Raw genomic sequence first — 18610 nt, forward strand, 5'->3', positions numbered from 1 at the left:
ACCTGTATCGGCATGGCGAATGCCGCCTTAATCCAGGCTTTTGCTCGCCTGCTCGGTAACGTCCTTCGACAGGCCCGGCTGACCCAAAATCCTCTGTAACTCGCTGCGCATCAGGCCAGCCCTTCCCTCATCGAAGCGCCGCCACCGCCCCAGTGGCGGAACCAGCCGCGCGGCGGTCTGCGGATTGAGCTTGTCGAGCGCGATGATGCAGTCGGCAACAAGCCGATAGCCCTTCCCCGACCTATGATGGAAAGCCCATTGGTTTCCGGCGAAGGCGCCAAAAAGGGAGCGGACCCGGTTTGGATTGGCCAGCGTGAAATCGGGGTGCCGCCCCAGTTCCTCCACCAGATCGACGGTATCAGGGTGGGAAGCAAAAGCCTGCGTCTGGAACCACTTGTCCAGCGTCAGTGGATCATCCCTGTAGCGGTTATAGAAGATGTCGAGCGCCGCCTCCCGCTCGTCACTGCGACCGTTGGCAAGGGTCGCAAGAGCCGATTGCCGCTCCGTCATGTTATCGGCTTCGTCAAATTGGGAAAAGGCCAACGCCGCCCCGTCCGCCGCGCCTGAAGCCGCCAGATAGACCAGGGCGCCGTTACGCAGCTTGCGCGCGCCCTTCGCGGCAGGAGAAAGCGAAAAGCCGTTCGCCCTATTTCGCGCGTGCACGTCGCGCCAGAGGGGCTCCAACTCGCGGCCGACCCGGCGTTGCAACGCATCGCGAGCCTCATGGATGGCATCCGGATCGACCTGCGCCATCTGATCGCCTAGATAGGCTTCGCTCGGCAGGCGAATGGCTTCCGCGATAAACGCCCCATCAAGATGCGGGTCAGTCACGGTATCCCGGATCGCCGTGATGATTGCGGCTGCGTCCAACGCCTGCCCGGCCACATGGCCGACCAAGGCATTCACCATCAACTGCTGCATCGCTTCATAGCGAGCGAAGGGATCATCATCATGCGCGGACAGGAAAGCCAGATCGGCTTGACTCCTGTCTGTTTCAACGATCACCGGCGCCGAAAAGCCACGATTGATCGACAGAATCGGCGCAGCTGCAAAGCCCTTGAAGGTGAAGCGCTGCTGCTTCTGTGTCAGCATTAACAGCGTCTCGCCCGCACTTCCGCCACTGCCGCGATCGAACAAGGCTGTACGAAGCGGCAGGGCGAACGGAAGCTTTTCCGGCTGGCCCGGTGTCGGCGGCGTGTTCTGCTCCAGCAACAGCTCAGCGATCTGGGTGACGGGATCATGCGTCAGGCTCGCCCGGACATGCGGCGTTCCGGCCTGCTCATACCAGCGGCGGAACTGGGTAAGGTCCACCCCGCCGCCCTCTTCCATCGCCCGGACGAAATCCTCGCAAGTCGCCGCCTCGCCATCATGCCGCTCGAAATAAAGGTCGGTCGCGGCGCGGAAGCGGTCCGGCCCCAGCATCAGCGCGATCATCCTGATCAGTTCAGCGCCCTTATTGTAGATGGTCGCCGTATAGAAGTTGCTGATTTCCATGTAGGATTCCGGCCTGACCGGATGGGCAAGCGGACCTGCATCTTCTTGAAATTGCGCCGCGCGCAGCACCCGCACATCCTCAATGCGCTTGACCGCCTCGCTACCCATATCCGCCGAGAAGTTCTGATCGCGAAAGACGGTGAACCCTTCCTTCAACGAGAGCTGGAACCAGTCCCGGCAAGTGACGCGATTTCCAGACCAATTGTGGAAATATTCATGCGCCACCACGCCTTCGACGCCGTCATAGTCGGCATCCGTCGCGGTCTCGGGATCGGCCAGAATGTAGCGCGAATTGAATATGTTAAGGCCCTTATTCTCCATCGCCCCGAAGTTGAAGTCCGCCACGGCGACGATATTGAAGACGTCCAGGTCATATTCGCGGCCATAGACGCGCTCATCCCACGCCATGCTGTTCTTCAACGCCTGCATGGCATGGCCCGTGCGCGGCAGATCGGCCTCCTTCACCCAGATGCCCAGCTTCACCTCGCGCCCGCTGATCGTCTCGAAGCTGTCGCTGTTGCAGGCAAGGTCACCCGCGACCAGCGCGAAGAGATAGCAGGGCTTGGGGTACGGATCGGTCCATCGTGCCCAATGCCGCCCGCCGGAAAGTTCCCCCTGCTCGACCGGATCGCCATTGGAAAGCAGGATTGGATAGCATCCCTTGTCCGCTTCCATACGGACGGAATAGCGTGACAGGATGTCCGGCCGATCCGGAAAGAAGGTGATCCGACGAAACCCTTCCGCTTCGCATTGGGTGCAAAGCAACCCGCCGCTGGCATAAAGGCCCATCAGCTTGCTGTTATGCTCAGGAGCAAGCTCCACCAGCGTTTCCACCTGATGAACACCGCCCGTAAGCGGGATAATCAACGCGCCGCCATCCATTTTCCACTCGTCCGAGCCGAGGGCGCGGCCGTCCACCTTCACCTCGACGGGCGTCAGTTCATCTCCGTCCAGCCTCAGCGCGTGATCATGCGCGCCATTGCGGCTGACGCTCAGCCTTGCCCTTACCGTCGTGCGTGCGGGGTCCAAAAGGAAGTCCAGCTCAATCTCGGGGATGAGCCAGTCGGGCGGCCTATAGTCCTGACGTCGAACGACAATGGGCGCGGAAGCGTTTGCGGATTGAATGTCAGCCATTGCGGCAATCTAGAGCATTTTCCAGGCAGGTGGTATCACCCGCTGGCCCGGAAAATGCGGAAAACAAGAGTTAAATCGACCATTTTCAAGGCAGGGCGGCGTCGTCCACTGGATTAGACAGCGCCGCAATAAAATAGAGCATGATCCCATGCAGTTTTATGAAATCTTGCTTCGGGAAGGGCTCCAGTCATGGCGGGGGCGCGGCGGATCATGCCGCGCTTACCTTTCAGATACGCTCGCCGGACAGGCGCTGACACAGCATGTCAAGCTGATCGAGCGTCGAATAGCGCAACGACAGCGTGCCGCCCGCACCCTCCCCATGTCCAATATCGACTTTGACGCCCAGAATATCCGCAAGATGCTGTTCGAGCGCTGCAATATCGGGGTCTTTGCTGACCATCCCCGACGGAGTCCGGCCTCGGGGCGCCGCCCCTTCCCCCTTTTTCGAGCGGCGCACCAGGTCTTCGGTATCGCGCACCGACAGGCCCTTGGCTTCAATGGTCTTCGCCAGCGTCTCACAATCCGGCGCGCCGATCAGCGCTCGGGCGTGGCCCATGGACAGCTTCTGCTCAACGACCTGTTGCTGCACAGAGGCCGGAAGATCGAGCAGCCGGATAAGATTGGCGATGTGGCTGCGCGATTTCCCAACGATCCGCCCCAGCGCTTCCTGGCTGTGATTGAAGTCCGCGATCAACTTGCGATAGGCTTCCGCTTCTTCGATCGGGTTCAGGTCTTCGCGCTGGATATTCTCAACCAGCGCGATTTCCAGCGTTTCGGCTTCGTCAAAATCGCGGACGATCGCCGGAATACGGTGCAATTGCGCGCGCTGCGCCGCCCGCCAGCGTCGCTCCCCCGCAACGATTTGAAAGCCGCCGCCATGAGGGCGCACGATGATGGGCTGAATCACGCCGCGCTTGCCAATGCTGTCCGCCAGCTCGGCCAAGGCACCTTCGTCAAAATGACGGCGCGGTTGCTCCGGATGCGGCTGAATCAGCGCGACTTCGATGCTCTGGATAGCCTTGGTTGAAGCGGAAACCGCCTGTGGTGCGACCGGCTCTTCTCTCGTTACGTCGCCCAGTAAAGCCGAAAGGCCCCGTCCCAGTCCATGAGGACGCTTGATGACCTTAAGCTTTTCATCATTCTCGTTGCTCAAGCTGCAACCTCCTGTGGGGGCAGACGCGAAATCAGTTCACGGGCGAGGCGCATATAGGCCTCCGAACCAGAACAGCGGAAGTCGTAGATGAGGGCCGGAACTCCATGGCTTGGTGCTTCCGAAAGCCGGACATTCCGCGGAATAACCGTTGAGAACACCAAATCGCCCAGACATGCCCGCACATCATCCGCGACTTGATCGGTAAGGCGATTACGCCGGTCATACATGGTGAGCGCCACTCCCATGATCGAAAGACCGGGATTGAAACGGCCGCGAATGCGCTCGACCGTCTGCAACAGCTGAGACAGGCCTTCCAACGCGAAGAATTCACATTGAAGCGGAACGAGCAGCGATTGGGCAGCGACCATCGCATTGATGGTCAGAAGGCCGAGCGAAGGTGGACAATCGATGAGGCAGATATCCCACCTACCCGCCTGCGCTTCACTCAGCACCCGCTCCAGGCGATGGGTCCGTTCCTCATATTCGATCAGCTCGATCTCGGCCCCCGACAAATCCTGCGTCGCCGCGATGATGTCGAGCTTAGGCACCCGGGTCGGCAGGATCGCATCTTCGATCCCGCAATTCCCGACGAGCAGATCGTAGCTTGACCAGGTGCGATCGGACTGATGAACCCCCAACCCTGTGGAAGCATTCCCCTGGGGATCGAGGTCGATCAACAACACTCTCAGGCCAGTAGCGGCAAGCCCGGTTGCCAAGTTGATCGCCGTTGTGGTCTTCCCCACCCCACCCTTTTGATTCGCAATGGCGATACGGATCATTTGCGACCTTTCTTGCCCCTCGGCGCTACCGACTGCGCTATAATGATTGCGCTTTCCGGGTCGATGATGCTGCGTTCCACGTGAAACACACCTTGCCACGAGGATCGCGCCGCCTCCAGTTCATTCTGCGCATTACGCCCCTTTGGCAACACCCAAAGGGTTCGTTTATCAGACAAGTGGAGCGCCGATGGGAAGAGGCGCTCCAATGGCGCATAGGCGCGCGCACTGATTACCGCCGCTACCTCTGAGGACGCACCTTCCACCCGTCCGCCGTGAACTTGGGCATTTTTGATGCCGATCCTGTCGATCACCTCATTCAGGAAATCTATTCTCTTACGCCGCGATTCTATCATCCGCACAGGTCGGTCGCTCAAGATGGCGATCACGATAGCGGGCAAACCTGCTCCCGATCCAAGGTCGATCCAAAGACCATCACTCGCACTATTGGCCAAGGTGAGAAGCTGAGCCGAGTCCGCAATATGCCTCGCCCAGACATGATCACGCGTGGACTCTGCAATCAAATTCTGCTGATCCATCTCGGACAGCAGCATTTCAACATAGCTGTCCAGCTTCTCCCATGTTCCACGTGAAACGGGGAAATGCTGCTCCAGCCATAGCTTCGCTTCATCCTCCGTCATGCGGCTTGACGCCGAACATGTACCAGCAACGCCGCCAAGGCTGCCGGAGTGATGCCCCGAATGCGGCCCGCAGCCGCCAGCGTATCGGGGCGAGCCTTATCAAGCCTTTCGATCATCTCGCTCGACAGTCCACCAATTGTCCCAAAATCAAAGTCAGCCGGGATCGACACCCGCTCGTCGCGGCGCAAGGCATCAATCTCTGTCGCCTGGCGTTCGAGATAAGGGGCGTAATGAGCGTCCTCCAGAATTTCGTCCCGCAGACTCTCGTCGACTGATGTGAGCAACGGCGCCAGAGCGAACAGCAATTCCCGCTGGAACTCCGGAAACCGCGCCCATTCAAACAGGGTTCGCCGCGAGCCATCCTGTCGAACATTCGCACCGGCGCGTGCAAGCTGGGTGGCGCTCAGCTGCTGCCCTAGTTCCTTATCCACGCTGGCGCGCTGCGAAGCCCGCCGATCATAATGAGCCAGCCGCTTCTCGCCCAATATAGCATGCACCCGGCCAACCTCTTCCAGCCTGCTTCCAGCATTGTCCGCCCGAAGCCGCAACCGATACTCCGCCCGCGCCGTCAGCATGCGGTACGGCTCAGTCACGCCTTGCAGCACCAGGTCATCGACCATGACACCGATATAGCTGCTCGCCCGATCGAGGATCATCGGCGCATCCCCCTTGGCACGCGCAGCCGCATTCACACCGGCAACCAGCCCTTGCGCCGCCGCCTCCTCATATCCCGTGGTGCCATTTATCTGACCCGCGCAAAATAGGCCCGGGACGTCTCGCATCTCCAGACTGTGGTCCAACGCGCGCGGATCGATGTGGTCATATTCCACTGCATAGCCGGGCACTACGATCTCAGCACGTTCCAGCCCCGCCATCGACCTGACCATCTGCTCCTGCACATCGGCAGGCAGGGACGTGCTGATCCCATTGGGATAAACCAGAGGGCTTCCCAACCCTTCCGGCTCCAGAAATATCTGATGCCCGTCACGATCACCGAAGCGGATCACCTTGTCCTCGATCGAAGGGCAGTATCGAGGACCGCGTCCCTCGATCGCTCCGCTGAACAACGGCGAGCGCCCCAGCCCTCCACGGATGATCGCGTGGGTCGCCTCATTGGTACGCGTGATCGCGCAGCTCAATTGCGGAAGCTGCCGCGCAACGGAGAGAGCAGACATGGTCCAATCACCACCGTCAGACGGCTGCTCCTCCAGCCCCGCCCAATTTATCGATCGCCCATCCAGCCTCGGCGGGGTTCCGGTCTTCAGCCGCGCGATTGGCAGGCCCAAACCACGAAGCTGGACACCCAGTACCGTTGCCGCCTGTTCCCCGGTTCGCCCACCTGTTAAGATTTCCTCGCCTCGGAACAATTTACCGCCCAGAAACGTGCCCGTTGCCAACACGATGGCTGGCGCGGACAAGCGGCGTCCGTCTGCCAGTTCCAGCCCTTCTACCGCGCCATTCTTCAGCAGCAGCGCCGCAGCCTCCCCCTCGATGATTTCGATCCCGCGCTGCGCGTCGATCATGCGGTGAATGGCGGCCCGATAATAGGATCGATCGGCCTGCACGCGAGGCCCCTGAACGGCCGCACCTTTGCTGCTGTTCAACATCCGATAATGTATCGCAGCAGCGTCCGCGGCACGCGCTATCAAGCCATCCAGCGCATCAACCTCGCGCACTAGATGCCCCTTGCCCAACCCGCCGATCGCCGGGTTGCATGACATTGCTCCCACCGTTGCCTTTTCGAAAGTGAGCAGCGCGACCCGCGTACCCTTGCGAGCAGCCGCTGCCGCTGCCTCACATCCGGCATGGCCGCCGCCAACCACGATCACGTCAAAAGCTGTCTGCATGTCGGCGCCCTTATCAGAATTGGGGCCTCGCGGTCAAAACTGTTCCACGTGGAACAGAGCTCATTTGCCGATGCAGAATCCTGCAAAGAGCCGGTCGAGCATATGCTCGGTACTTGCCCGCCCCGTCAGCGCATCGATCGCCGCACGTGCATTCCGAAGTTCTTCCGCGACAATGAGAAGGTCTGACTGGGGCAAAGCATTTTCCAAATGGGCGAGCAGCAGCGCAACGCCCTCCCGCTGCCTTTCATGCAATGCATAATCGCTCACTCCCGGCAGCAATGCAGCAGCTCGCTCCAGGAGCAAAGCGATGAGCGTCTCCATCCCCTCGCCTGTGACCGCCGATATGGGCAACCCTCTAGTCACCGCGTGCCGGTCACATTGGGCACCGACAATTATCGCGTCGGTGCGTGCCGCTTCATCCGGATCGCCAAGCCACAAAATGATGTCAGCACTGTTCATCGCCGCGCGAGCCCGGTCCATCCCGATCGCCTCGATGACGTCCGATGTCGCCTCTCTCAGACCGGCGGTATCGGTGAACAGGAAAGCAGTCCCGCCAAGCGCTGCGGGCACTTCGATGCGGTCGCGCGTCGTACCCGCGACATCAGACACGATCGCCGCCTCCCGCCCCACCAGCGCATTCAAAAGCGTGGACTTCCCCGCATTGGGTGGCCCGGCCAGCACCACCCGAATGCCATCCCGCAAACGCTCCGCAGAAGGCGCCTTCAGTGCAGACCCCACCTCCCCGATGAGCGTAGCTATGCCGGAGTCGATGCGTTCCTCGGCCCCATGCTCAGGCACATCATCCTCATCGGAAAAGTCGAGCGCTGCCTCCGCCATGGCCGAAAGGTCGAGCAAGCTCCTTTGCCACTGTTCCAGCCGACGAGAAAAATGCCCCTCGGACATGAGCAGAGCCGCGCGCCGTTGCTGCTGGGTTTCGGCGGCGAGAAGATCGGCCAGCCCCTCGACCTCGTTGAGATCCATCCGCCCATTCATGAAAGCCCGGCGCGTAAACTCTCCCGGCTGGGCCTGCCGCACGCCTTCAAAAGACCTGAGCGCATCCTCCAGCCCCGCAACCACGGCCCGTCCGCCATGGCAATGCAGCTCCGCCAGATCTTCGCCGGTCGCAGTGCCGGGGCCAGGAAACCATAGGATGAGCGCACGATCGAGGGGCACCCCGTTGCGGGGGTCCTTCAATAACGCCAGCCGCGCCCGCCGGGGTTCGGGAAGATGCCCCGCAAGGCCCTGCAAGGCGGCGGCGGCAGCAGGGCCACTTATCCGAATGACCCCAATCCCTGCCGGTGGCGCACCACTCGACAGGGCGAAAATCGTTTCTGCCATTAAGGGTTCAAGACTTATCGCCATTCTTCCCGGCAACGCCAGAAAGGCCGATGTCCATCATCTGCCGGAACAGGCGCATGCCCGCATCTCCCAAGGGAGAGAAGCTTTTGAACATCGTTTCCATCTGTTCGGCGCTCGCGATGCCATCAAAGCTGTCCAGCATCGTTTTCACATATTTGTCGTGAATCGGCGTCACATCAGGCAGGCCCAGAAAGGCCCGCGCCTCGGTTGGGGTGCAATCTACGTCGACGGTTACTTTCATCCTGCGCACCTTCAATTGCCAGCGATCGTCGTCATGCCGCAACATGGCCCCTGAACGCAAATAATTTGGCCATAGTAGCGTTGGCGGTTCTTCAAAAGCCGCTTATCCTCAAACACAATGCAGCGAACGAAAGGACATCTGCCATGGGATCATTTACGCCGATTTCGACCCTTGAGGGCGATGCGCAATTCGACACCTATGTCGCTCGGCCGGAAGGAACCCCGCGCGGGGCGATTATCGTCATTCAAGAAATCTTCGGCGTGAATGAAGGCATTCGCCGCAAATGCGACAATTGGGCCAACCAGGGATATCTGGCGGTTTCTCCTGACCTGTTCTGGCGTGACACGCCTCATGTCGAACTGGATGCGGATGTTCCAGAACAATTTCAGACGGCAATTGGCCACATGCAAAAGCTGGATCAGGACCTCGCCATCTATGACATTGAATCGGCGATCAAATTCGCTCGGGCGGAACTGGGCGGCACCGGCAAGGTCGGCGTGGTCGGCTATTGCCTTGGCGGGCGGCTGACCTTCATGGCCGCCTGCCGGACGGATGGCGACGCCTTTGTGGGCTATTATGGCGTGGGCATCGACAATCTTCTGGGCAAGCAGCATGCGATCGGTAAGCCCGTCCTGCTGCACATCCCCACCGCTGACGGCTTCGTGCCGCCGGAAGTCCAGAAGACGATGCATGACGGCCTGAAGGACAATCGCCACGTGACCCTTCATGATTATAAGGGGCTGGATCATGGCTTTGCCGCTGAAATGGGCGCGCGCCGGGTCGAGGATGCCGCTCAACTGGCCGATCAGCGCACAGCCGATTTTTTCGCCACGCATCTCTGACCGACGCACTACCCATGACACAAGCCTGGCGCATGATTGTCCGCGCGACTGGTGGTCCGGAGGTGATCGAGCGGGAGTATTTCGATCCCGCACCTCCGGCCGAGGGTGAGGTGCTGATCGTTCAGGATGCAATCGGCCTGAATTTCATCGACACCTATCATCGCTCGGGCCTCTACGAAGCCCCGCTCCCCCTCACACTCGGCGCCGAAGGAGCGGGCTATGTCGCTGCCTTGGGACCGGGTGTCAGTGGGCTGGCGATCGGCGATAAGGTTGGCTCGGCGGGCGGCCTGGGCGCTTATGCCACCCATCGCACGGTTGCCGCCGAGCGCGTCATAAGGATCCCAGACAAGATCGGCACGGATGAAGCTGCCGCCATGATGCTGAAGGGCATGACGGCCTGCTTCCTGGCGGAGGATATATTGCCCCTGCGGCCCGGTCAGGTCGCTCTGGTCCATGCGGCCGCCGGTGGCGTAGGTTCCGTGCTGGTGCCCTGGCTTCGGGACAAGGGCGTCGTGGTCATCGCTCATAGCGGATCGGCGGAAAAGGCCGCAACCGTGTCGGCCGACCACAGCCTGCACTGCCCGTTGCCGGACCTCGCCGACCGGGTGCGCGCGCTCACCGACGGACAGGGTGTAGACGTCGCCTATGATGGCGTGGGGAAGGACAGCTGGAGCGCGTCGCTTGGCTCACTCAAACGGCGCGGCATGATGGTGAGCTATGGCAATGCGTCTGGCCCAGTACCGCCGGTCAGCCTGTTAGACCTCAGTCGTGCGGGGTCCCTCTATGTGACCCGCCCCACCCTGTTCGACTATATAGTGACGCAGGAGGAACTGAAGCATGTCAGTGACCGCCTGTTCGATCGCATGCTGAGGGGCGTCGTTCGCGCCCATATCGGCCAGCGTGTCGCCCTTTCGGATGCTGCGGACGCCCACCGCGCGCTGGAAGGGCGACAGACCGTCGGCAGCACCATCCTGGTGCCCTAGAGCATCGTGCGCAAAAGTGGGAACCGGTTTTGCGCTTAAAAGGATGCGATAACAAAAACTAGATCGCGCGACCTGCGTCCGATTAACGCAGCGCGCTCTAGGCCCGCTGAAGAAGTCTGAAAACGGGTCGAGCAGGTGACGGGCATCAAGCCCGCCCCTGCTCGCCTCAATCACACAAAAAGGGTCAGGATGCCGACCTGATGATCGACAACGCCCTCATAGATCATCTTGACGGCGACATAGATGATGACGGCCAGACCCAGATAAGCGATCCACCGGAAACGCTCGATATATTTGGCAATGATGTTCGCCGCGATACCCATCAGGGCAACCGACAGGATAAGCCCGATGATCAGGATGCCAGGGTGATCACGCGCCGCGCCCGCGACGGCCAGCACATTGTCCAGGCTCATCGACACGTCGGCAACGGCGACAGCCCAAGCCGCAGCCGCGAAGCTCTTGGCGGGACGCAGCCCCGATATATCATCGTCGCTGGGATCGTCCGGCGTGTCCGCACCCCGCTTCGGGTGCAGTTCGCGCCACATCTTCCAGCTGACCCACAGCAGCAGCAGGCCACCGGCCAGGATCAGGCCGACGATCTGCATCAACTGCGTCACGACCAGCGCAAAGCCGATACGCAGCACCAAGGCGGCGATGATGCCGATCATGATGACGCGCTGGCGCTGCTGCACCGGCAGCCCCGCTGCCAGTGCGCCGACGACGATCGCATTGTCGCCCGCGAGCAGGATATCGATCATCAGCACCTGGCCAAAGGCCGCCAGAGCAGCCGGAGAACCGATATTGCTGAAATCGTTGACGATGTGCCCCCAAATGTCTGCGGGCGATCCCAAACCCTGCGCGGCGGCAGCGGCAGTCGTAAAAAGGTCGATCATAACGGCCTGATATAACCCCGCTTACTGGTTCATCGAATCGAAGAAATCTTCGTTGGTCTTGGAATCCTTCATCTTGTCGAGCAGGAACTCCATCGCATCGACCGTACCCATCTGCATCAGGATACGGCGCAGCACCCACATCTTGGAAAGCTTGGCCTTGTCGACCAGCAGTTCTTCCTTGCGGGTGCCCGACTTGCCGACGTCCAACGCCGGGAAGATGCGCTTGTCCGCGACCTTGCGGTCCAGCACGATTTCCGAGTTGCCGGTGCCCTTGAACTCTTCGAAGATGACTTCGTCCATGCGGCTGCCGGTGTCGATCAGCGCGGTGGCGATGATGGAGAGCGAACCGCCCTCTTCGATGTTACGCGCCGCACCGAAGAAGCGCTTGGGACGCTGGAGTGCATTGGCGTCAACGCCGCCCGTCAGCACCTTGCCCGACGAAGGCACGACAGTGTTGTAGGCACGACCGAGGCGGGTGATCGAATCGAGCAGGATCACCACGTCCTTCTTGTGTTCCACGAGGCGCTTGGCCTTTTCGATCACCATTTCGGCGACCTGCACGTGGCGCTGCGCGGGTTCATCGAAGGTTGAGGATACAACCTCGCCCTTCACGCTGCGCTGCATGTCGGTCACTTCTTCCGGGCGCTCGTCGATCAGAAGGACGATCAGGAAAACTTCGGGATGATTGTCGGTGATCGCCTTGGCGATGTTCTGGAGCAGCACAGTCTTACCGGTGCGCGGCGGCGCGACGATCAGTGCGCGCTGCCCCTTGCCCTGTGGCGAGACGATGTCGATGACGCGGGCCGACTTGTCCTTGACCGTGGGGTCCAGTGTATCGAGCACCAGCTTCTGGGTCGGATAAAGCGGCGTCAGGTTGTCGAAGTTGACGCGATGCCGGACGACATCCGGGTCATCGAAATTGACGGAGATTAGCTTGGTCAGCGCAAAATAGCGCTCGCCATCCTTGGGCGCGCGAATTTCGCCTTCCACCGTATCACCGGTGCGCAGGCCGAACTTGCGGACCTGATTGGGCGACACATAGATGTCGTCGGGACCGGCAAGGAAGTTCGCTTCGGGTGAGCGGAGGAAGCCAAAGCCATCGGCCAGCACTTCGATCGTGCCCTCACCCATGATCTGCTCGCCATTTTCCGCCTCAGCCTTGAGGATCGCGAACATCAGGTCCTGTTTGCGCAGGGTCGATGCGCCTTCGACGCCCAGTTCTTCCGCCGTGGTGACCAGATCGGCGGGTGATTTCTTCTTGAGGTCTTTAAGGTGCATTCGACTTGAGTCCGATGACGAGAGATGAAGATTGGAAATACGAAAAAGGAGAGTCGCCCGGTATGGAAAACACGGGACTCCGGCGCTGGACGGCCGGGATAGACCGTCCGCGTTTAGCGATCAGCCCCCCCCAAAGTCAAGGTGTCGCTTGGCTCTGCCTTGCTGGAAATGCTGGCTCCCGCCGCCTTCATCGGCAAATGGTGCAGCAGTTGCGGCAATGGACCGGCCTTGGCGATCCATGCTATGACTTGGCGCTCTAGCTGAAGAGGCGAAGGGCATGAGACGGCCTTATCTCGTCCCTGCAATGGCCATGCTGATGATCTGCCCGCCAGCCGCGGGTCAGTCGGTAACTGCGGCCGATCCGCCCGCCGTGGTCCGCACCCTCTCGACCAGCGACGACCGCGTCTCCATCCCCATCCACATCGATGGGCGCGGCCCCTGGAACTTCATTGTCGATACCGGATCGCAGCGCACGGTCATCTCCCGTGACCTTGCCGACCGGCTCGCCCTGCCCGCCCGCCGCCACGTCACTATCGTCAGCATGGCGGGTCGCCAGGAAACGCGCACCGTCGCCGTTCCGCGGCTCGGCTATGGCACGGAAACGGTCGATGACATCGAAGCGCCCGTGCTCGAGGGTGACCATCTCGGCGCGGCGGGGCTGCTCGGACTCGACAGCCTGCATGCCAAGCGCCTCCTCCTGAATTTCCGCACCGGCCGAATGGAAATAGGCGCCAGCCGTCCCTCATGGCGTGACCCCAACGCCATCATCGTCGAGGCACGGCGGCGCAAGGGGCAACTGATCCTGCTGCATTCCGACGCCAATGGGTTGAAGGTCAACATCATCCTCGACACCGGCACCCATCTGAGCGTCGGCAATCTCGCCCTGCGCGACAAGCTGATCCGCAAGAAACGCGCCCCGGCGATGAGCGAGATCAGCCTGATGAGCGTGACCGGCGAAACCCTGACGGGTCAGCTTGGACGCATAGGCAGAATCCGCATGGGACCCATCGCCTTGACCGACCTGCCAGTCATGTTCGCCGATGCCCAGCCATTCAGCGAACTTGGGCTGCAAGACAAGCCGACCCTGCTGCTTGGCATTCAGGCTCTCAGAATGTTTGATCGCGTTGCCATCGACTTCGGCCGGGGCAAGGTCGATTTCCTGATGCCGGATGCCAGCGCGTTTGATCCACGGCGCTTTGCCGCAGCGGCCCGTCAGGCCGGTTAGCGCGGCGCAGTCCGCTGCCTGTCGCGGCCGAGAACCTGATCAATCCATTGCTGGTCCAGCTTTGGCGGCGCCGTGCGGGCAGGAGGCGCCTGATCGACCGACTGATCGTCCTGCTGGGGCTCTTGATCCTGCTGCTGTTGCTGCTGCGAGTCCTGACCGATCGGCAATCCATTTTCATCGACCATCATGCCCCCGCCCGTTCCATTGTCAGGCTGGCCATAATAGGCCTCATCATCGGGCTCCAACTGCCATTCGGGTAGCGTCACCTGCGTCTCGAACTGCTCGACCGGGCGACGGGATACCGCCACCTTCATATAGTCCGCGAAAGCATGAGCAGGCGCGCGGCCACCCTGTAGCACGCCGACGGCGCGCGCATCATCGCGGCCCATCCAGACGCCCGTGGTGATGCCGCTGGAAAAGCCCAGGAACCAGCCATCCTTGTTGCTGCTGGTCGTGCCGGTCTTGCCCGCCACCGGTCGGCCGATCTGCGCCGCCTTGCCGGTGCCGGTGCTGACCGCCGTCTGCATCAGGTCGGTCATGCCCGCCGCCACCCAGGGCGCAACCAGCACGCGGCTGGTATCGTCCTGATGCTGATAGAGCAGCCGCCCGTCGGCCGTCGTCACCTTCGTGATGCCATAGGGCGTCACCGCAACGCCCTTGCGCGCGATCGAGGCGAAGGCGCGCGTCATGTCGATCAGCCGCACGTCCGACGTACCCAGCACCATGGACGGATGGGTATTGATAGGCGTCGTCACGCCAAAGCGCCGCGCCATGTCCGCCACGGTTGGAAAGCCCACCTCGACCCCCAACTGCGCCGCGACCGTGTTGATGGAATAGGCAAAGGCAGTGCGAACATCGATGTCGCCCGAAAAACGCCCGGAACTGTTGCGCGGGCTCCAGCCATTGATCGTCACCGGCTTGTCCGTGACGCCCGTGTCAGGCGTATATCCCGCCTCCAGCGCCGCCATATAGACGAAGATCTTCCAGGCCGAACCCGGCTGCCGCGTGGCCGTCGTCGCGCGATTATAGTTGGACGTCACATAGTCCAGACCCCCAACCATCGCCCGCACCGCCCCGTCGCGGTCGAGCGAGACCAGCGCACCCTGCGCGCCAGACGGCACGTTGGCCTGGATCGCCGCCGTCGCCGCCTTCTGCATCCCAAGATCAATGGTGGTATAGACCTCCAGCGGCTCATTGGGCTCATCCACCAGCAGATCGAGCTGCGGCAGCGCCCAGTCGGTGAAATAGCGCACGCTGTTTTGCGGCGGCTCGGGCGCCATCTTGACGTCATTCAGATCGACGCTCGCCCGCTCCGCCGCGCTGATCGCGCCATTTTCCTGCATCAGTTCCAGCACGACGCCCGCGCGGCCGATCGCCGCTTCGGCATCTGCTGTGGGCGAATAGCTGGACGGCGCCTTCACCAGGCCAGCGACGATGGCGGCTTCGGGTAGGCTCAGCCCGGTAGCGGGATGGCCGAAGAATTTCCGGCTGGCGGCATCGATGCCATAGGCGCCGCCGCCGAAATATACCTTGTTGAGGTACAGCTCCAATATCTGCCGCTTGGAAAATTTCCGTTCCAGCGCCAGCGCCAGAACCATTTCCCGCACCTTGCGGCCCCAGCTATAGCTGTTGTTGAGGAAGATGTTCCGCGTGACCTGCTGGGTAATGGTCGACGCGCCCTGCCAGCGGCGGCCCTTGCCCCGGTTCTCCAGCGCCACCCAGGTCGCGCGCGCCATGCCGATCGGATCGACGCCGGGATGCAGGTAAAAACGCTTGTCCTCGGTGGAGACCATCGCATCCACCATGACCGTGGGGATCTGGTCATAGGCCAGCCATCGGCCAAAGCTCGGCCCCAGCGACACGATGACGCTGCCGTCGGCGGCATGCACGCGGATCATCTGCCCATTGGGCGATGATTTCAGCGATTCATAACTGGGCAGCGACTGGTAGGCGATCACCACCGCCACGACGATCGCGAACAATGCGCCAAGCGTTGCGACCAGCCCGAACTTGATGCCCCGCATCAGCCACCGCTTCACGCCCCCGGGCGTATCCTTGCTCTTGCCTGATCGTGCCATCTATGTCGCCCGGATACGCGCTAAGGGATCGGGCCGCCAGCGCAAATCAGGCGCGAACGACCCTGTGAGCTTGGTTCTCAAGAGAAGCGACGCTTTACCCGCGATGAATGATTATTCAACCTCGTCCCGCGGCTTGAAATCCAGCGATGCACTGTTCATGCAATAGCGCAGGCCGTTGACGCCAGGACCATCGGGGAAGACATGGCCCAGATGCCCTTCACACTTGGCGCAGCGCACTTCGGTGCGCATCATGCCGTGGCTGCTATCGCGAATCTCCTCCACCGCGTCGATATCGACCGGCGTAGTGAAGCTCGGCCAGCCTGAGCCGCTGTCATATTTCTCTTCCGCGTCGAACAACTCTGCGCCGCAACCGGCGCAATAATAGACGCCATCGGCCTTGTTGCCATTATATTTGCCGGTAAAGGCCCGCTCGGTCCCGGCTTCCCGCAGGACATGAAATTGTTCGGGGGAAAGGCGCTCGCGCCATTCGGCGTCGGTCAGATTGAGCTTGTCCATGGCCGCAATATGGCGACAGCACTGCAAGTGATCAAGGCAAACCAGCCACCTTGAGAACAAAACATGTAACCACAACATCTAGACCCATATTGGCCAGAAAAACATCAATAGATTGAATCATATTGACTCAACGGCTGGCCTAATTCACTTTTTGGCAGGACACCGGATTCGCAAAAAGGCCGCCGAGGGCTGGCACCCTCGACGGCCTGTAAATCCGGTTCCGCGATCGTTCGGCTGAACTGCGGAAACAGGGTCTAACGACAGAGGGACAATGAGTCCCTTCAGTCCCTATGTCAAGTTCAGCCATCAACTCGCCAATAGGGAGCGAGACTATGGCCACTTACAAATATGGAAGTTACCTGACTCAGGTGAATCATGACGCATTTGACACGGAATATGGACCGGGAAAATCGGTGCCATGGTCCGGCATATATCGCTGCATGGGATGCAGTTCAGAAATAGCGGCTAACAAAGCCGATCCTTTTCCGCCGCAAAACGATCATCAGCACTCGGCTGGGCAGGGTTCGATCCGCTGGAAGCTCATTGTGTACGCTGATCGTAAATCGTGAAGTGAGCGGGCGGACGCGATAATGCTGCGATCCGCCCCTACCTCTCCCGCGCCGCCTGCCGCGCAATGGCGAGCAGTTCATGGCGCACCATCAGGTCGCCAAGGCCCCTCCCCGACCGGCTCGCCCGCTCTGCCTGCGCCAGCCGCTGGATGACGCGCGCGATACCATGCGCATCCCACAGCCGCACCTGCCGGGTGACGACGCCCTTTTCCTTCCAGAACACCTGCTTGCCCGCCGCTTCGACGGCTGCCTCCAACCGACCGCTGTCATCGAAGGACGAACGGATATTGGCGAGCAGCATCGCACGCGTCAGTAGCGGCCGCAGCACCGCCGCCATCGCCGTCCCAGTCTCGGCCAGACGCCCCAGTTCCCGATGCATGGCGCGCAGGTCGCCCCCCAGCACGGCATTGACCAGCGGCGCCGCGTCCGAATCGGGATTGTCGGCGGACAGGGCGTCCAGCGCTTCCGCCGTCGCCTCGGCTGGCCGATCCGGCGCGGCGTCGAGATATAGGATCAACTTCTCGATCTCCCCGCCCATCAATGCGCGGTCGCCATTGGCCAGGTCTACGATCCGCTTCGCCAGCTCGGCGGGCAGGCGTAGTCCCCCGTCCCGCGCGATCGCGACGGCAATCTGCTCTGCCTCCCGCGCATCCGGTTGATAGGAGGCGAACGCCATGGCATGCGGACTGTCGAGCGCCAGTTTCAACAGCTTGGACGTAGCCTTCAGCGCCCCTGCGGTAGCGATCACCGGGTTGCCTGCCGCCAGCGCTTCGAACAACGCCGTCACCGCGGGCAGCGATTCCTCGCCCATGCCGTTGACGCGTATCCAGCGCCGGTCACCGAACATGGAAAAAGACGCCGCCTCGTCCGCCAGTCGGGCGGGATCGTCCCGCAAAGTCGGCCCGTCCAGATCGACGCGCTCCGCCTCCGGCCCCATCGCCCGCTCAAGCCGCTTGCCCAGCGCCGCGCTGCCCGCCTCATCGGGCCCGTAGAGCAGGAAGAAACGGATATCGGCCGGGGGTGCGTCCAGCGCCTTTTCAATCTGGCCACGATTGGCCTTCAACGCTGCTGGTCCCTCGCCGCGAACAGCGCGAGCCGGGAGACGATCTGGTCCGCAATCGTCTGCGACAGCCGTTCCAGCGCGGTATCTTCCGCCGCGATGGTCGCATATTCGCTGGAGGTCACGTCGATGCCCGCGTCCGATCCCGCCGTATCGTCGATCACCTGTGCGCCGGTGGCCGCATCGATCAGCTGATAGCGCGCCCGCAACGTCCGCCGTTCGCGTGTAATCGCCTGGTCGGCGCGCAAGCCAAAGCCGCTGATCTGGTCGTCCAGCTTCACCACCAGCTTATAGCTCGGCCCCGCGCCGCTCATCGCGGACAGGCGATCGTTGAGCGCATTGCGCACCAGCCAGCCGCCCTTGCCCTCGATCGGCGCAATCTCGACATTGCCCAGCTTCTGCGCGACCGCGCCATGACTGCCCCCACTATAGACGGGACGCAGGCCACAAGCGGAGAGGATGACGGTGGCAGCAAGCAGGGGCAAAATGCGCATCATGAGACACTCTCTATCCGTTCGGGC

17 protein-coding genes are annotated in these 18610 nt (G+C 61.5%); 4 read left to right on the plus strand and 13 right to left on the minus strand.

The features are described from left to right. Positions 1-27 precede the first annotated feature (27 nt). From pepN to ACZ5YV_RS11565, 7 genes are all read right to left on the minus strand, one after another. Positions 28-2628, minus strand: coding sequence for an aminopeptidase N (gene pepN, locus ACZ5YV_RS11535; RefSeq protein ID WP_464787736.1), 2601 nt, complete (start codon positions 2626-2628; stop codon positions 28-30). A gap of 226 nt (positions 2629-2854) precedes the next feature. Beyond that, positions 2855-3781 carry a ParB/RepB/Spo0J family partition protein gene (locus ACZ5YV_RS11540; RefSeq protein WP_464787737.1) on the minus strand — a complete coding sequence of 309 codons (927 nt, stop codon included), beginning with the start codon at positions 3779-3781 and terminating at the stop codon, positions 2855-2857. Further along, positions 3778-4560, minus strand: a complete 783-nt coding sequence (locus ACZ5YV_RS11545) for a ParA family protein (protein ID WP_464787738.1) — start codon at positions 4558-4560, stop codon at positions 3778-3780. The genes ACZ5YV_RS11540 and ACZ5YV_RS11545 overlap by 4 nt, the downstream gene beginning before the upstream one ends. Further along, entirely contained in the window at positions 4557-5198 is a 642-nt protein-coding gene (rsmG, locus tag ACZ5YV_RS11550) for a 16S rRNA (guanine(527)-N(7))-methyltransferase RsmG (protein WP_464787739.1), read from the minus strand. The genes ACZ5YV_RS11545 and rsmG overlap by 4 nt, the downstream gene beginning before the upstream one ends. After that, entirely contained in the window at positions 5195-7045 is a 1851-nt protein-coding gene (gene mnmG / locus ACZ5YV_RS11555; protein ID WP_464787740.1) for a tRNA uridine-5-carboxymethylaminomethyl(34) synthesis enzyme MnmG, read from the minus strand. The genes rsmG and mnmG overlap by 4 nt, the downstream gene beginning before the upstream one ends. 60 nt (positions 7046-7105) lie before the next feature. After that, a complete protein-coding gene (gene mnmE, locus ACZ5YV_RS11560) occupies positions 7106-8383 on the minus strand; it encodes a tRNA uridine-5-carboxymethylaminomethyl(34) synthesis GTPase MnmE (RefSeq protein ID WP_464787741.1) in 1278 nt (425 codons plus the stop codon). 7 nt (positions 8384-8390) lie between these two features. Continuing rightward, positions 8391-8645: a DUF6489 family protein gene (locus tag ACZ5YV_RS11565; RefSeq protein ID WP_196226641.1), complete on the minus strand. Its 255-nt coding sequence runs from the start codon at positions 8643-8645 to the stop codon at positions 8391-8393. A 143-nt stretch (positions 8646-8788) separates the two neighbouring features. Between ACZ5YV_RS11565 and ACZ5YV_RS11570 the strand changes: the two genes are divergently transcribed. Together ACZ5YV_RS11570 and ACZ5YV_RS11575 are read left to right on the plus strand one after the other, a co-directional pair. Beyond that, positions 8789-9487 carry a dienelactone hydrolase family protein gene (locus ACZ5YV_RS11570; protein WP_464787742.1) on the plus strand — a complete coding sequence of 233 codons (699 nt, stop codon included), beginning with the start codon at positions 8789-8791 and terminating at the stop codon, positions 9485-9487. A 14-nt stretch (positions 9488-9501) separates the two neighbouring features. Further along, on the plus strand, positions 9502-10470 hold the full coding sequence (locus ACZ5YV_RS11575) for a quinone oxidoreductase family protein (protein ID WP_464787743.1): 969 nt from the start codon (positions 9502-9504) through the stop codon (positions 10468-10470). Positions 10471-10640: 170 nt separating this feature from the next. On the opposite strand, the gene ACZ5YV_RS11580 is transcribed toward ACZ5YV_RS11575, so the two are convergent. Together ACZ5YV_RS11580 and rho are read right to left on the minus strand one after the other, a co-directional pair. Then, positions 10641-11363 carry a YjbE family putative metal transport protein gene (locus ACZ5YV_RS11580; RefSeq protein WP_464787744.1) on the minus strand — a complete coding sequence of 241 codons (723 nt, stop codon included), beginning with the start codon at positions 11361-11363 and terminating at the stop codon, positions 10641-10643. A gap of 21 nt (positions 11364-11384) precedes the next feature. Further along, positions 11385-12641: a transcription termination factor Rho gene (gene rho / locus ACZ5YV_RS11585; protein ID WP_464787745.1), complete on the minus strand. Its 1257-nt coding sequence runs from the start codon at positions 12639-12641 to the stop codon at positions 11385-11387. Positions 12642-12945: 304 nt separating this feature from the next. Here rho and ACZ5YV_RS11590 point away from each other — a divergent pair, with 304 nt between their 5' ends. Continuing rightward, the gene (locus tag ACZ5YV_RS11590; RefSeq protein WP_464789210.1) at positions 12946-13866 is read left to right on the plus strand and encodes a retroviral-like aspartic protease family protein; all 921 of its coding nucleotides are present in this window, start codon (positions 12946-12948) and stop codon (positions 13864-13866) included. On the opposite strand, the gene ACZ5YV_RS11595 is transcribed toward ACZ5YV_RS11590, so the two are convergent. Next, on the minus strand, positions 13863-15944 hold the full coding sequence (locus ACZ5YV_RS11595; RefSeq protein WP_464787746.1) for a transglycosylase domain-containing protein: 2082 nt from the start codon (positions 15942-15944) through the stop codon (positions 13863-13865). The genes ACZ5YV_RS11590 and ACZ5YV_RS11595 overlap by 4 nt on opposite strands. Positions 15945-16055: 111 nt before the next feature. Next, positions 16056-16460 (minus strand): peptide-methionine (R)-S-oxide reductase MsrB, encoded by a 405-nt coding sequence (gene msrB, locus ACZ5YV_RS11600; protein ID WP_464787747.1) that lies wholly within the window; start codon positions 16458-16460, stop codon positions 16056-16058. A 332-nt stretch (positions 16461-16792) separates the two neighbouring features. Here msrB and ACZ5YV_RS11605 point away from each other — a divergent pair, with 332 nt between their 5' ends. After that, on the plus strand, positions 16793-17029 hold the full coding sequence (locus ACZ5YV_RS11605; RefSeq protein WP_464787748.1) for a hypothetical protein: 237 nt from the start codon (positions 16793-16795) through the stop codon (positions 17027-17029). Positions 17030-17066: 37 nt separating this feature from the next. Here the strand turns inward: ACZ5YV_RS11605 and holA are convergent, their stop codons facing one another. Together holA and lptE are read right to left on the minus strand one after the other, a co-directional pair. Continuing rightward, a complete protein-coding gene (gene holA, locus ACZ5YV_RS11610) occupies positions 17067-18092 on the minus strand; it encodes a DNA polymerase III subunit delta (protein WP_464787749.1) in 1026 nt (341 codons plus the stop codon). Next, on the minus strand, positions 18089-18586 hold the full coding sequence (lptE, locus tag ACZ5YV_RS11615; RefSeq protein ID WP_464787750.1) for an LPS assembly lipoprotein LptE: 498 nt from the start codon (positions 18584-18586) through the stop codon (positions 18089-18091). The genes holA and lptE overlap by 4 nt, the downstream gene beginning before the upstream one ends. Between the last annotated feature and the right edge of the window lie 24 nt (positions 18587-18610).

The sequence above is a fragment of the Sphingobium sp. TomTYG46 genome, from assembly GCF_055396345.1.